The following is a 14,783-nucleotide window of genomic DNA, read 5'->3' on the forward strand; positions in this document are numbered from 1 at the left end:
CCCCCACGGACGCCGCCCTCGCCGCTGATCTCGCCCTGCCGATCGAGGAGCTCGAGCTCACCGTTCGGTCGTACAACTGCCTCAAGCGTGAGGGCGTCCACTCGGTGGGTGAGCTGCTGGCGCGCTCCGAGGCCGACCTGCTCGACATCCGCAACTTCGGTGCGAAGTCGATCGACGAGGTCAAGGCGAAGCTGGCCGGCCTGGGCCTGGCCCTCAAGGACAGCCCGCCCGGATTCGACCCGACCGCCGCCGCCTTCGGCGCGGACGATAACGCGGACGCGAGTTTCGTCGAGACCGAGCAATACTGAACGCCGCGCCGAGTCGCGCGGCAGCCACTCCTGGAGCGGCCAGGCACATGACGAGCCCTTAGCGGCCAACGGCGTGCCTGTGCCGCAGATCGCCCTGAAGCTCGTCATCACCTCCGGCAAGAACGGCCGCCACCGTCTATCGCACCCTCGCCGAGGCCGACGCGGCCGACGGCACGGCCTGAGCCCGGACGCACGAAAGCCGTCCCGGTGGCACGGGGGAAGCCACCGGGACGGCTCCGCTCAGCGTAGCGCCTCAAGAGCCCCACAGACCTGCCGACTTGAGCATGTTCAGCAGCACGTCGGTGTTGTCCATTGCATTCTGTAGCGCCCCCGGGCCGCCTCCAGCTACCCGGCGTGCGCGGCCAGGGTGTCCATGTCGCCGGTGGCGACAGCGTCCGTGTCCCGTCATGACCGTCGATCTCGATCACCGCGGACTCATCGGGGCTGGCAGCGATCCGGACGCGGCGAGGATCCTGGTACATGCTCATGATCCGGAGCCCAGGTGTGCCCAGCACACACCCCACCTGCGCCAACTCCCAGACGGAGCCCCCAGCGACACCCCCATGCTGGGGCGGTGAAAGCGGAACACTGGATCTCCCTCGCAGACATCGCCGCCGCACTCCTCGGCATCTGGCTCGGTGCCGCCCTCACAAACTTCCAGAGGAAGAAGCAAGAGGACGAGAAGGCGCGAGCGGAGCTCGAGACGCAAGCTGACCTGTTCGCCAGCACCATCGTGGCCGCCCGCATCGCCGGCCACGCGAACGACCGCTGCTGGAACGGCACAAGCTCCGTGATCCGAGCGGTCACGCTCGCCGCCGCTCAACTCCTCCCCGCCCTGACGCAACCGGGCGGAATGATCACATCGGCCTTCGCTGCGCGCGCCGCCTGGCTGATCGCCTACATGGACGGCCCCCGCAACCGCGCCGTCGTCGAAGTCACCACAGCCGTGAACAAAGCCATCAGTGGCGCGATGCCACTCGCCCGACACACGAACCCTGCTGTCGCCGAGGCGACGGACGCCCTCCTGAACGGACTCTTGCGCAACCCCAGCGAGCAGACCATGAGCTCTTTCAGAGTGGCCACCGATCGGGTGATGGTCACCCGAAAGTCAATCAGCATCCGACTGCCAGCAGGTTGGGCCGGCCCCATGAAGAAACTGATCCGCGTTGCTCAGCCGCCCGGTCCGGTCACCGCGAGCGGGCGTACCGCCGGTTCGAGCAGCGACAATGTCCGCTGCTGCGAGTCCAGGGCGACGCGGATGCCGACCGGCATCGGCAGATTCGGGCCGGCGTGTCCGAACTCGACGTTGCCCAGGACCGGGATGTCACGGTCGCCGAGGACGTCGAGGACTATCTCGGGCAGGGTCGGGGACGCGTCGGGCGAGTCGAGTCCGTCGATCGCGTACGGGATACCCACGACCATGCCGGCGATTCGATCGAGGATGCCGCAGTGCCGCAGTACCTGTAGATAGCTCCACACATACGATGCTTGGCCGCCCACTTCCTCCCAGAACAGCACCGCGCCGTCGAACCATTCGAGCGGCAGCGCGTAAGGCGTCGCCTGCGCCAGCACGATGCGATTAATCACCCCGCCGATCAGCCGGCCTTCGGTGCGACCGGCACGCCAGCACTCCCACGACGGGGTGGCCGGCAGCGCACCGATCGGCTCCGTACCGGTCAGCAGCGTCGAGTAGAGCTTTTCAAGTTCCGCTCTGCGTGCTGCGGGCGCGGCCTGCCAGTGCCCGCCGAGTCCAGGGGTGGCCAAGTCGGCATGGAAGCCGACCAGACCCGTGCGCGCGTAGAGCACCAGATGCAGCAGCGAGATGTCGCTGTAGCCGAGGATCGGCTTGGGGTCGGCAGTGATCGCCTCGACGTCGATCAGGTCGAGGTAGCCGAGCGCCGTCTGGCCGCCGTCATGCGCGATGATGGCGCGCACCTCAGGATCACGCAGAAGAGCATTGAATTCCCTGGCGGTCTCCGCCGGCGTAGCCGCGCTCCACCAATGGTGCCGCCCAGCTTCGAGTAGCGGTGCCCGACGCACGCGGAATCCCATCCGCTCGAGCACGACCACCGCCTGCTCGAGGTCGGGCTCGTAAGCGGCATGGAGCGGCCCGGACAGCGATGCGATAACGACGAGATCTCCGGGCCTCAGGGCACGAGGTCGAAGCAGTTGAGGCAGTGCAGAACCGGTCACCGACGCAGTATCCCGACACGCGCAACAACACGCGACACATTTAAGAGGGGGAGGATGTCGACCGGGGAATCAAGCCATGCACCGCGTTCCTGGGAGCGCTGCGGCTGGCCGACGAGGTCCGAATGGAGTTCGAGGTGGCCCGCCTCGAACCAGCAGACGCGCCTCCGTAGCCGCCCGCCCGGCCGGCTGCTGCCGTCGGATCGGGCGTACAGCCGCCTATCGTGGAGTCATGGGCGAGATCGTCGTCGTGTACGAGCTCGACAAGGCCGTGGACACGCGCGTACCGCGTGGCGAGGAACGGTCCGTCCGCCGCGTGCACGCGGCGCCCACTGTCCCGGGGGAGCCCACCGCGACTGGACCGCGAACCCTCTGCGGCAAGGACACCTTCGCCATGGCGACAACCTGCTGGAAGCCCTCTGAGCACCCTGAGACGCAGTGGTATCCCGAGGAGTACGCATCCGCGGTCTGCCCCGACTGCGATGCCGTGATGGAAACCTGACCGGCGCGCCGAGTACCCTGACGTCGCTGCGTCGCCATGCCCGGTCCCTGGCCACGTTGCTGCGGCGGCGTATCGTGCGCTGTCCAACCAGATCGAGCTGGTCGACATGTCGCCTCCGGTACTGCGCCGCCGTATGTCGCACGGCAACATCGACAAGCCGGACAAGGTGGACGCGGCCCTGTCGAACTACTTCCGGCCCGGGAATCTGACCGCGCTGCGAGCTGGCCCTCCTCTGGGTGGCTGACCGGGGCGACGAGTACCTGCGGCAGTACCGCAGCGAGCACCAGGTTTCGAAGATCTGGGGCTCGCGGGAGCGGATCGTAGTCGGCCTGACCGGCGGTCCGGAGGGCCGCACGCTGATCCGCCGCGCCGCCCGCCTGGCGGCGAAGGGCGCGGGCGGCGAGGTGCTGGCCGTGTACATCGCCAGCAGTGACGGCCTGGCCTCGGCGCCCCCCAGGAGCTCGCCGTGCGGCGCAGTCTGGTCGAGGAACTGGGCGGCACCTTCCACCACGTCGTCGGCGACGACATCCCGGGCGCCCTGCTCGACTTCGCCCGAGGGAGTCGACGCCACTCAGATAGCCCTCGGCGTCTCCCGCCGCAAGACCTGGCAGTACATCTTCGCCCCGGGCGTCGGCGCGACGGTGGCCCGCGGCTTGGGCCCCGACCTCCCACCTCATCACGCACGACGAGGCGGGCAAGGGCCGCGGCCTCGCGGTAGCCCGGGGCGCGCGGCTCGGCCGCGCCCGCCTCATCCGGGGCTGGCTGACGGGCGTCGGCGGCCCGGTGCTGCTGACCCTGCTGCTGACCAGCGTCACCCCGGACCTCGGGCTTGCGAACGACATGCTGTTGTTCCCGACGTTCACGGTGGCCGCCGCCCTGCTCGGCGGACTGATCCCCGCGCTGGTCTCCGCCGCCGTCGGCTCGATGTTGCTGAACTGGTACTTCACCCCGCCGGTGCACCGCATCACGATCGCCGACCCCAAGAACATCCTCGCTCTCGCGGTCTTCGTGGTGGTAGCCGTGTCGGTGGCCTCCGTGGTCGACCTCGCCGCCCGGCGCACCCACCAGGCCACCCGGCTGCGGGCCGAGTCCGAGATCCTCTCCTTCCTGGCGGGCAACGTGCTGCGCGGCGAGACCGGTTTCGAGGCCGGCTGGAGCGGGTGCGGGAGACCTTCGGCACGGAGTCGGTGGCGCTGCTGGAACGCGAGAGCGACGTGGCGCCGTGGACATGCGCGGGCCGGGCGGGCCTGGAACGCGAGCTGGAGCGGCCGGAAGACGCAGACGTGGACGTACCGGTCGGAGACCACGTGGCGCTCGCGCTGACCGGCCGCGTGTTGCCGGCCGAGGACCGCCCCATCCTCGCCGCGTACGCCGCCCAGGCGGCGGTCGTCCTGGACCGCCAGCGTCTGCAGTCCGAGGCCGACCAGGCCAAGGAACTGGCCGAGGGCAACCGCATCCGCACCGCCCTCCTGGGCGCCGTCAGCCACGACCTGCGCACGTCGCTCGCCGGGATCAAGGCATCGGTCTCCTGCCTGCGCTCGGACGACGTGGAATGGTCCGAGGAGGACCAGGCCGAACTCCTCGCGGCCATCGAGGAGGGCGCCGACCGCCTCGAACACCTGGTGGACAACCTCCTCGACATGTCCCGCCTCCAGACCGGCATCGTCACCCCGCTGATCCGTGAAGTGGACCTCGACGAGGTGGCCCCCATGGCCCTCGGCGGCATACCGGACCCGGAGAGGACCGTCGTCCTGGACATTCCCGAGACCCTGCTCATGGTCGCCGTCGACAAGGGCCTGCTGGAGCGGTCGGTCGCCAACGTTGTCGAGAACGCGGTGAAGGACAGCTCCGACGACGAGCCGGTCCTGGTGTCGGCGAGCGCCATCGCCGACCGGACGGAGGTCCGCGTCGTGGACCGCGGGCCGGGCGTCCCGGACGAGGCCAAGGACCGCATCTTCGAGCCCTTCCAGCGCTACGGCGACGCCCCTCGCGGCATCGGCGTGGTGGTCGTGTCCATCGAACGTGAAGGTGGCGGCGTCGCTCGCAGTCGGCGCGGCCGAGTCAGTCGGCCGGCCGGTGCCGGGGCGCACACTGGAAGCAGAAGGCCATGCGTCATGAGCCAACGACCTTGGGAAGCGTGCTGGCCTGTCGGGTTGGCTGGCGGGTGATTCAGCAGGCGGCCGGTCGGGCGAGCACCAGTTCGGTGCTGGGCTTGCGGCAGGTCGCCCGCCGGGCGGAGCGATCGGAGACCAGCCCGGCGATGGCGAGGTGGGTCTCGGCGCCCTGGTATCGCTCTCCAAGTCGTAAACGTGGAGGTCAGCCATGAGCACCCTCGAAGAACACGTCGATGTTGGAGTTCCGATCGACAAGGCCTGGGACAGCCTTCACCGGGTGGAGAACTATTCACGCTTCGTGGAAGGAGTGCGTGACGCCCGTACGGAGGCGGGGGCCGAGCGCATCTGGACGTCGAGGCCGGCGGCCCGGCCCGGGAATTCGAGGCCCAGGTCTCCGACCGCAGAGGAGAACGCGCGATGGAGTGGCACACCATGGGTGCCCCGGAACTGACGGGTTCCTTCTCGCTGCAGCCGATCGACCAGAATCACACCCGGGTCCAGGCACGGCTCGAGTACGACCCCGACACCATCAGGGAGACGTTCGGCGGGCCGAAGGGATTCGCTCAGGCGAACGCGGTCGAACGGCTCGTCCGCAGCGATCTGGGGCATTTCAAGGAGTATGTGGAACAAGGGCGGTGAGCGGCCGGAAAACATCGGGCAGCCCGCCCTTGAGACGGGCCGCAGATGCGTTCGCGGACTGGTATGAGCTGGGGGGCGTCGCCCCAGTGGCCTCTGCGGCGCGAGTTTCCACGCGTGGCAGGGCAGGCCCGTCAATGCGGTATCGAGGCCGAGTTTGTTGTGTGGCTGGGCCTCCGCGGCAACGGAGGCTCAACCGAGCGCGGATCGTGCGGACCAGAGTCTCCACGGCGGGTCGCCCCGCAAGGACGTCGCATCCGGGCAGTGATCCTGGAGATCGAACCCGACAACCAGCCCAGCGTCGCGGTGGCCCGATCCGCAGGCTTCCGCCTCACCGACACAGAACCCGAGACAGTTGCTGATAAGGGGCGGACCTACGACCTGCTCACATGGGAACACCAGGCTCAGGCAGTCCGAGGTTGAAGAGCTGAAGACCCAAGTGGCTTGTCAATGGGGTTTGTCAAGCCTTCTCGATCACCGGGGGCGTGATCTGGTAGCGGGACCCGAATCCGGACCCGGAGCCGCGTCCTTGCGCCCGAGGTGCGGTGTGCGCCCTGTGGAGCGGTAGCGGGCCAGCGCGGCTTCGGCGCGGGTGATGATGTCGGGGACGGCGGAGCCGTCGACGCCGAGCAGCCGGAGTGATCCCCGCACCGCCGACTCCGCGTAGCGTGCGCGGTCCCCCTCTCCGCCCCACTGACGCTGTGACACCGAGGCCTCCACCAGGGCGAAGACGAGGTCCACGTCGCGGGCGAGGTCGGCGGCCTGCTCGGGTGGGTGCAGCGTGGCGAGGGCGGCGCGGCCGAACTCTCGGTATGCGTCCCGCAGGACGGTCTGCGCGGAGCGGGTCGGCACGAAGTCGTCCTCCTCCAGCTCCGGCAAGTGGTAGACGACATGGAGGTTCAGCCGGTCGCGCAGCAGGGTCTCGAGGTCGAAGGCGACCAGGGCGCAGACCCGCACGACGGGGTCGAGGTCCTGTTCCGCCAGCCAGTCCGCGAACTCCAGCGCCGGAGTGACGGTGCTGGAGAGCAGTGAGGTGAGGATCGCTCGCTTGTCGGCGAAGTGGTAGTACATCGTCGACTGTTTGATGCCCACGGCTTCGGCGATCTGACGGGTCGTGGTCTTGCCGTACCCCTGCTCGCCGAACAGCCGTGACGCCGCCTGGAGGATCTCCTCCCGGGTGCTGAGCCCGTTGCGCTGCTTGGGCGCGGAGCGCGGACGGCCCGGCTTTCCGGCGGCGGACCGCTGCGGTGCGGGGGCGGACGGCTGTGGTGCCGGGGTGGCTCCCGTCTCATCGGCGTCGTGCGTCACGCGGCTCGCTCCTGTCCGGCGCCGAGGCCACTCGTCACGTCCTTGACCACGCGGCCCCCCTGGATCACGGTCCGGATCGCGTCGAGCTCGCCGAGCGCCGCGATGTCGGTCAGCGGATCCACGTCGGTCAGCACCAGGTCGGCCCGCAGCCCGGCACGCACCGTGCCCACCTCGTCGTCGAGCCGGCACATCCGGGCCGCGACGCAGGTGCCCGCGGCGATGGCGGCGGCGGGGGAGAGGCCCAGGCGTACCAGCAGCGCGAGTTCGCGCAGGTTCCGGCCGTGCGGCGCGATGCCGGCGTCGGTCCCCAGCACGACGGGCACGCCGCTGGTGAGCGCGACCGACAGGCGTTCGAGTGCCGTCTCCCGCAGCCGTCGGCGTTGCTCCACCAGGCGTGGAGGCCCGTCCTGGCGTACGGTACGGGTCAGCGCGGACAGGGTGGGGACGAGGTACGTGCCCCGCTCTCCCATCTCCTCCAGCGTAGCGTCGTCCACCAGATAGCCGTGCTCGATGCTGCGTACGCCGGCCCGTACCGCGGCCGAGATGCCGGCGGCACCCTGGGCGTGTGCCGCCACGCCCACCACGCCGTGGCGTTCCGCCTCGGTGACGACCGCGCGCAGTTCGGCCTCCGTCAGCCCGCCGGACTCCGGTGCGCGGCGCGGGCCGGTCATGCCTCCGGTCGCCGCGACCTTGACCCAGTCGGCGCCCTGGCGCACGACCTCGCGCGTGGCCCGGACGAACTCGTCCGGGGAGTCGGCGACCGCGCCCGCACCCGGGCCGGAGTCGAGCGGCGTACCGCTGACGGTCCGCCAGTCCCCATGGCCGCCGGTGATGCTGAGGATCCGCAGGGCGATCTGCAGCGCCGGGCCGCGCACATAGCCGGCGTCGAGGGCGTCCCGGAATCCGGAGTCGGCACCGGCGAGATCCCGCGCCGAGGTGATGCCGGCGTCGAGCGTCGCGGACAGGGCGGGCACCGAACGCAGCGTCAGCAGACTCTCCGGCGCGAGCACGGTGTCGAAGCGGGCCGCCTCCGGACTGGTACTCACGTGCACGTGGCAGTCGAAGAAGCCGGGCAGGACCGTGCGTCCGGGGGCCTCCAGGATCCGCAGCCGCGCGGGGGAGACCACCGCGGGCACGTCCAGGGTGCCGGTGGGCGCGACCGCGCGGATCCGGTCGCCCTCCACCAGAACGTCCCGCCCGGGCACGGGACTTTCCGCTGAGCCGTCGACGACGGTGACGTTCCTCAGCAGCAGCGCGGGGGCGGTGGCGTACTCGTCCTGCCGCACGTGCGTCCTCCTCCGTGGTCGATGCGGGCGGCCCGGGACGGATGTCGGTCCCGAACACCCGCCGGGGCACAGCACTTCCGGTCCGGGCGGAGTCACCGTACCAACAGGCCGAGGGGTTTTCTATCGCTGACAGAATTTACCGCCCGGCAATGCTCGGCAACCCCCGGGAAACCCTTGTCGACGCTCTCGCGCCTAGTTTTCGGTCACTGACAGGAATCCCCGAGTCCTCCGCGCGGCCCGCCCGCCGGGGCCTCTTCCACGAGAGGGTCCTGATGCGATCCAGCGCCAGAACCGCCTTCCCGGCCACGCCCATGCACGGGGACCGTGCCCCCGTGCAAAGCGGGCTGCGGGTCGGCCTCGCCGCCGCCGTGGCCGCCGTCCTCGCGCTCACCGGATGTTCGGCCGGTCAGGCCGGGGCCGCCGGGGGCGAGGACGTGTTCACCGCGGCCGTCGTGCAGACCTACACGACGCCCCCTGACCCCGACATCAACTACGACGGCCCCGGACTGAACATCATCCAGAACACCTACGAGGGCCTGGTCAAGTACGAGGACGGCACCGGCACGGCCAAGATCGTCCCCGCGCTCGCCTCCGCCTGGAAGGTCTCGAAGGACGGCCTCACCTACACCTTCACCCTCCGCGACGGCGTCACCTTCCACGACGGCACCCCGCTCACCTCCAAGGCGGTGGCGGACGCGATCAAGCGCCGTGCCCAAGTCGACGGCGGACCCGCCTACATGACAGCCGACGTTACCAAGGTCGCCACGCCCGACGACCGCACGGCCGTCCTCACCTTGTCCGCGCCCAACTCGGCGTTCCTGGACTACCTCGCCTCGCCGTTCGGCCTGAAGCTCATCAGCCCCAGCGTCCTTGAGAAGCACGCCGGCAAGGACCACGCCCAGACCTGGCTCACCAGCCATGACGCCGGCACCGGACCGTATGAACTGGCCTCCGCCAAGACCGGCAGCCGCTACGAACTCACCGCCTATGACGACTACTGGGGCGCCAAGCCGGGGTTCGGCACCGTCGAGCTGGAGATCTCGCAGAACGCCTCCGCGAGCCAACTGGAGCTGGAGCGCGGCGAGATCGACGCCATCCTCGGCAACCTCAACAAAACGGCCTTCGAGTCCTACGCCAAGAGCAAGACCGTCAAGACCAGCACCTTCCCCAACCTCACCACGCAGATGGTCTACGTGAACCCGAAGTCGAAGGCCTTCACCTCGGCCGAGCAGCGCAAACGCCTCTTCACAGGCATCGACACCAAGGGCATCCTGTCCTCCGCCATGGGCAGCCTGGAGGAACCCACCGGCCAGCTGTTCCCCCAGGGCATGCTGGACTCCGCACTCGACGAGCAGGGCATCACCTACGACAAGAACGCACTCGTCGGCATCGCCGAGTCCGCCCCCGCCAAGGGCCGCACCGTCCGCATCGGTTACGCCGGCAGCAGCGCCGACGGCAAGGCGGTCGCCGAGGAACTCGCCTCCCGGATGAACAGCGCCGGACTCAAGGCGGAGGCCGTCGCCTACGCCGCGGGCACCATCTACAAGCTGACCGACGATCTCTCCGCCGCTCCCGACCTGGCCGTCTTCTCCGTCTTCCCGGACGCAGGCCACCCCGACTCCTGGGGCCGCATCATCTACACCCCGAAGGGCGGCCTGGACCTCTTCGGAGCCGAGGTCGACGGCCTCGATGCCGGCCTCGACAAGGCCCTGACCACCACCGACGAGTCCGCGTACGGACCCGTCGCCCGCTCGGTCATCGACTCGCGCAACTGGTTCTCCATCGGCTCGCTGAACACCACTCTGCTCACCGCCCCGGGCATCAGCGGCACCCGGAAGGCCCAGAACCTGCTGGAGTACAACGTCCTGCACTTCGCCGCCCTCGGCCGCTCCTGACATGGCGCCCGACACGACCTCGGACCTGACGGGAACGGACGACGTGACGACACAGGACGAGCGGCCCACTCTGTCGGTGCGCGACCTCAGTGTGCGTCTCACCCGCGACAAGGGCACCGTCCACGCCGTGCGCGGCGTCAGCCTCGACGTGCACCCGGGTGAAATCGTCGCCATGGTGGGGGAGTCCGGCTCGGGCAAGAGCGTGCTGGGCCTCGCCTTGATGGGGTTGCTGCCCCACCGCTCCCGGCCGCAGGTGGGCGGCTCGGTCCTGCTGGCCGGCACCGACATGGTCGCCGCCGGGGACGAGGCCCGCCGCCGGGTGCGCCGTCGGCATGTCGGGGCCGTTTTCCAGGACCCGATGACCTCGCTCGACCCGACCATGACCATCGGCGCCCAGCTGGCCGAGGTGGCACCCGACCGGGCCGAACGGATGCGGCTGCTGGCGGACGTCGGTGTGCCCGACCCCGAGGCCCGGCTCAAGGCCTTCCCGCACCAGCTCTCCGGCGGCCTGCGGCAGCGCGTGATGATCGCCCTGGCTGTCGCCCGCAAACCCTCCCTGATCGTCGCCGACGAGCCCACCACCGCGCTCGACGTCACGGTCCAGGCACAGGTCCTCGACCTGCTGCTGTCCCTGCGCGACGACATCGGCTGCGCCGTTGTGTTCGTCACCCACGACCTGGGTGTCGCCGCCCGGATCAGCGACCGGATCGTGGTGATGTACCGGGGCGGCCTGGTCGAGCAGGGCACCGCGGACGAGATCTTCCAGCGCCCTCGACACCCCTACACCCGGCGGTTGTTGGCCTCACGGATCGACCTCGACACCCCACGGGACCGGCCGCTCACCCTGGGCCGCCCGACGGGGGACGAGGCGGAGGACGTACGGGCGGAGGACGCGCGGCCGCCCCGGCCGCGCACCGTGACCGAACTGGCCGGCGGCGGGCGCGGCCGGGCCGTGGACGCGAACGGGGTACTGACGAGCGGTCACGCACCGCGCACCGACCGCGACCTGCCCGACCGATGGCCCGAGCCGGTCATCGGCGGCGACCTCGCGGTGCGACTGCGCGGGGCGGCCCGGGTCTTCCGCTCCGGACCCCCGTGGGCCCGCAGGGAACTGCACGCACTGCGCGGCGTGGACCTCGACGTCGCCCAGGGCGAGTCGGTGGCGCTGGTCGGCGAGAGCGGCTGCGGCAAGTCGACGCTGCTGCGGATCGTGGCCGGCCTGGACAATCCCACCTCGGGCGAGGTGGGCGTGCTCGGCAGTACTCCGCAGATGGTCTTCCAGGACGCCGGCTCCTCCCTCACTCCGTGGCGCACCGTCGGCGAGATGCTCGACGAACGGCTGGCTCTGACGGCCGGACGGCTGACGCGCGCCGAACGCCGGGCGGCCGTCGCGGACGTACTCGAAACCGTCGGCCTGCCCGCCGCCACCGCGGAGGCCCGCGGCGACCAGCTGTCCGGCGGCCAGCGCCAGCGGGCGGCGATCGCGCGGGCGGTGATCGTGCCGCCCCGGGTCCTGCTGTGCGACGAGCCCACCTCCGCCCTGGACGTGTCCCTCGCCGCGACCGTGCTCGACCTCCTCGGGCGGCTCCGAAGGGAGTTGGGCATGTCGATCCTCCTCGTCACCCACGACCTGGCCGCCGCCCGGATCGTCGCCGACCGGATCGCCGTCATGCGCGCGGGCCGCATCGTAGAGGAAGGACCCACCGAGCGGATCTGCTCGGCCCCGGCCGAGGAGTACACCCGCGCCCTCCTCGACGCCGTCCCCGGCTCCCGTCACCGCCGGCCCACGCCCGGCCCGGCCGCCGCGACAGGCGGTGCCCGATGACCACGCTCAACCCACTGGTGGCCGGGCGGCGCCGGACGTACGCCGAGGCCGTCCGCACCCGCAGTACCACCGCGGACCGGGCGGCGCTCGGGGCCCTCGCGCTGCTCGTCCTGCTGGCCCTGCTCGCTCCGGTCCTCGCCCCGCACAGCCCCGTCCTGCGATCCGGCGACGCCCTCCTGCCGCCGGGCAGCGCCGGCCATCTGCTCGGCACCGACGCCCTCGGCTACGACCTGCTCGCCCGCGCCCTGTACGGCATGCGGGCCAGCCTGTTCGCCGCCGTCATCGTCATCGCCTCCGGTGTCCTGGCCGGCGGACTGATCGGTGTCCTCGCGGGCGCCCTGCCGGGCTGGGTGGACGGGCTGCTGATGCGGATCACCGACCTGTTCCTGGCACTGCCGGGACTCGTCATCGCGATGGCCGTCGCCGCCTCCCTCGGCGCGAGCTACCGCAGCGCGCTGATCGGCATCGCCGTCGTGTGGTGGCCGATGTACGCGCGGCTCGTTCGCGGCGAGATCCGCGCCTGGGCCGCCCGGCCGCACCTGGAGGCGGCCCGGCTGGCCGGGGTGCCCTGGGGACGCCGGGTCACCCGTCATCTGCTGCCCGGCGTCCGCTCGACCGTGGTGATCGCCGCCAGCCTGGACGTCGGCGGACTCCTCGTCGCCCTGTCCGCGCTGTCCTTCATGGGCCTCAGCTCGCCCGCCCCCGCACCGGAGTTGGGCGCCATGGCCGCGCAGGGCATGCAGTACCTGCTGACGGCCTGGTGGGTCCCGATCGTGCCGGGCGTCGCCGTCATGCTCCTCGCCCTCGTCGCGAACTACGCCGGCGACGCCGTCCGCGACATGCTGCGTCGCCGATGAACCCGCCCGCCCGTCCCGGAGAGGACTGACACTGTGAAATTCGTCCTGCGCCGCGCCGTGGCGACGGCCGGGGTCCTGCTCGCCCTGACCGTGGCCCTGTTCGCACTCCAGGAGATGTCCGGCGTCGACCCGGCCAAGGCGTACGTCGGCGCGAACGCCTCCCCGGCCACGGTCGACGCCGCCCGCGTCCGCCTGGGACTCGACGAACCCCTTGTTCCCCGCTATCTGCACTACCTGTCGGGGCTGCTGCACGGGGACCTGCAGAACTCGCTGCGTACCCGCACCCCCGTCGCTTCCGACCTTGCCGGCGTCCTGCCCGCGAGCCTCGAACTCGCCGGCTGCGTCCTGCTCGTCGCCGTGCTCCTCGGCACCGTGTTCGCCTACCTCACCGCGATGCGCCGACGCGGCTCCGCGGTCCTGCGCGGCGTGCTGTTCGCCGGTGCCGCGGCACCGACCTTCCTGTTGGGCATGGTGGCGCTGCTCGTCTTCTACGGCCACCTCGGCTGGCTGCCGTCCGGCGGACGGACGTCCTTCCGCGACGCCCCCACCGGGCCCACGGGCTTCCTGCTCCTGGACAGCCTCCTGGCCGGGCGGTTCGACGTCTTCGGCGACGCGGCCACGCATCTTGTGCTGCCCGCGCTGTGCGCGGCGATCGCCCCCGCCGTGGCGATCGGACGGGTCCTGGCCGACGGGCTCACCGCCAACCTGGAGGCCGACCATGCCCGGACCGCCCGCGCGGCCGGCCTGACGGAGCGGGCGGTCCTGCTGCGGCACGCGGTCCGCAACTCACTCGGGCCCGCCCTGTCGATGGTCGGCATCCAGGCGGGCGCCCTGCTCGCCGGACTGGTCGTCGTCGAGAAGATCTTCGACTGGCCGGGCGTCGGCTCCTACCTGGACAGCTCGGTCGCAGCCGCCGACCTGCCGGGCATCACCGGGGTCGCGCTGCTGCTGGGCGTGGTCTACGTCGCGGTGAACGCCGTCGTCGACGTCCTCCAGGTCCTGGCGGACCGCCGACTGGCGCTCGCCTAGCCGCCACACCCACCTGCACACACCCGGACACGGGCCCAACGGCCGGTGTCCGCACGGAGAGAGGGAAGATCCAGATGAACGTAGCCGGCAACGCCGTCCTGATCGTCGTCGACATCCAGGGCGGTGATGTCGAGCAGTCCGCGTCGCGCACGGAGATCCCGCACATGGAGGGACGCGCCGAGCGGACGCCGCGGGTACGCGAGCTGATCCGCCGCACCCGCGAACAGGGCATCCCCGTCGTCTGGATCCAGGAGGTCCACAAGCCGAACCTGGTGGACATCGGCCGTGAACTCGACGGCGCCGAGGGACCGCACTGCATCGAAGGCTGGCCGGAGACCGCGCTGTCGAAGGGCCTGGAACCGCGCCCGGACGAGTTCCTGATCCGCAAGCGCCGCTACTCGGCGTTCTTCGGCACCGAACTGGAGATCGTGCTCAAGGCCTACCGGGCCGAGACCGTGATCCTCATCGGCGGGCTCACCGACGTGTGCGTGCACTACACGGCCGTCGACGCCCACCAGCACGACTACCGGGTGCGCGTGGTCACCGACTGCGTCGGCGGGTCCACCCAGGAGGCCCACGACGCCGCGCTGCGGGCCGTCCACTACCTCCAGCGGGACGCGCTCGTCGAACAGGCGGAAGTCCTGCGGTGGCTGGAATCCGCGGAGCCCAACCCCGAAGTGGCCCGCGCCGACCGGACCCACCTTGTGGGCCGCTCCGCCTGACCCACGACCGCATCCGCCCCGGTGGGGGGGGGGGGGGGGGGGGGGGGGGAGGGGGGGGGGTGGGGGGGGGGGGGGGAGCCCCCACGGGGGGGGAGGAAAAGAACAAAACAA

At 71.0% G+C, this 14,783-nt stretch carries 11 protein-coding genes and 1 pseudogene; 9 read left to right on the top strand and 3 right to left on the bottom strand.

Features of this window, described 5'->3' with window-relative positions; all coding sequences use genetic code 11:
* On the top strand, window positions 1-308 hold a 308-nt coding region (locus tag ACZ4WS_RS41820; protein ID WP_467988522.1), incomplete at its 5' end, for a DNA-directed RNA polymerase subunit alpha C-terminal domain-containing protein.
* Window positions 309-1,478: 1,170 nt separating this feature from the next.
* Here ACZ4WS_RS41820 and ACZ4WS_RS41825 read toward each other — a convergent pair.
* On the bottom strand, window positions 1,479-2,501 hold the full coding sequence (locus tag ACZ4WS_RS41825; RefSeq protein ID WP_467988523.1) for a S66 peptidase family protein: 1,023 nt from the start codon (window positions 2,499-2,501) through the stop codon (window positions 1,479-1,481).
* Between the two features lie 229 nt (window positions 2,502-2,730).
* Between ACZ4WS_RS41825 and ACZ4WS_RS41830 the strand changes: the two genes are divergently transcribed.
* The 3 genes and pseudogenes from ACZ4WS_RS41830 (at window position 2,731) to ACZ4WS_RS41840 (ending at window position 5,753) form a co-directional block, all read left to right on the top strand.
* Window positions 2,731-3,000: a hypothetical protein gene (locus tag ACZ4WS_RS41830; RefSeq protein WP_467988525.1), complete on the top strand. Its 270-nt coding sequence runs from the start codon at window positions 2,731-2,733 to the stop codon at window positions 2,998-3,000.
* A gap of 82 nt (window positions 3,001-3,082) precedes the next feature.
* Window positions 3,083-5,003: pseudogene (locus tag ACZ4WS_RS41835) on the top strand (DUF4118 domain-containing protein); the annotation flags it as partial.
* A 528-nt stretch (window positions 5,004-5,531) separates the two neighbouring features.
* Entirely contained in the window at window positions 5,532-5,753 is a 222-nt protein-coding gene (locus tag ACZ4WS_RS41840) for an SRPBCC family protein (protein WP_467988526.1), read from the top strand.
* A gap of 471 nt (window positions 5,754-6,224) precedes the next feature.
* On the opposite strand, the gene ACZ4WS_RS41845 is transcribed toward ACZ4WS_RS41840, so the two are convergent.
* Window positions 6,225-7,058: a TetR/AcrR family transcriptional regulator gene (locus tag ACZ4WS_RS41845; protein WP_467988528.1), complete on the bottom strand. Its 834-nt coding sequence runs from the start codon at window positions 7,056-7,058 to the stop codon at window positions 6,225-6,227.
* Window positions 7,055-8,344 (bottom strand): metal-dependent hydrolase family protein, encoded by a 1,290-nt coding sequence (locus tag ACZ4WS_RS41850; protein ID WP_467988530.1) that lies wholly within the window; start codon window positions 8,342-8,344, stop codon window positions 7,055-7,057. Before ACZ4WS_RS41850 ends, ACZ4WS_RS41845 begins: the two co-directional genes overlap by 4 nt.
* Window positions 8,345-8,676: 332 nt before the next feature.
* On the opposite strand from ACZ4WS_RS41850, the gene ACZ4WS_RS41855 reads away from it, so the two are divergent.
* The 5 genes from ACZ4WS_RS41855 to ACZ4WS_RS41875 all read left to right on the top strand — a co-directional run bounded on the left by ACZ4WS_RS41855 (window position 8,677) and on the right by ACZ4WS_RS41875 (window position 14,672).
* A complete protein-coding gene (locus ACZ4WS_RS41855) occupies window positions 8,677-10,239 on the top strand; it encodes an ABC transporter substrate-binding protein (protein ID WP_467988532.1) in 1,563 nt (520 codons plus the stop codon).
* Between the two features lies 1 nt (window position 10,240).
* On the top strand, window positions 10,241-12,064 hold the full coding sequence (locus ACZ4WS_RS41860; RefSeq protein ID WP_467988534.1) for a dipeptide ABC transporter ATP-binding protein: 1,824 nt from the start codon (window positions 10,241-10,243) through the stop codon (window positions 12,062-12,064).
* Window positions 12,061-12,921 (top strand): ABC transporter permease, encoded by an 861-nt coding sequence (locus ACZ4WS_RS41865; RefSeq protein WP_467988536.1) that lies wholly within the window; start codon window positions 12,061-12,063, stop codon window positions 12,919-12,921. The genes ACZ4WS_RS41860 and ACZ4WS_RS41865 overlap by 4 nt, the downstream gene beginning before the upstream one ends.
* Before the next feature lie 33 nt (window positions 12,922-12,954).
* Complete coding sequence (locus tag ACZ4WS_RS41870; RefSeq protein WP_467988538.1) at window positions 12,955-13,950, top strand: ABC transporter permease; 996 nt, start codon at window positions 12,955-12,957, stop codon at window positions 13,948-13,950.
* Between the two features lie 74 nt (window positions 13,951-14,024).
* Window positions 14,025-14,672 (top strand): cysteine hydrolase family protein, encoded by a 648-nt coding sequence (locus ACZ4WS_RS41875; protein ID WP_467988539.1) that lies wholly within the window; start codon window positions 14,025-14,027, stop codon window positions 14,670-14,672.
* Window positions 14,673-14,783: the final 111 nt, after the last annotated feature.

The organism is Streptomyces sp. NPDC029292 (assembly GCF_055569295.1).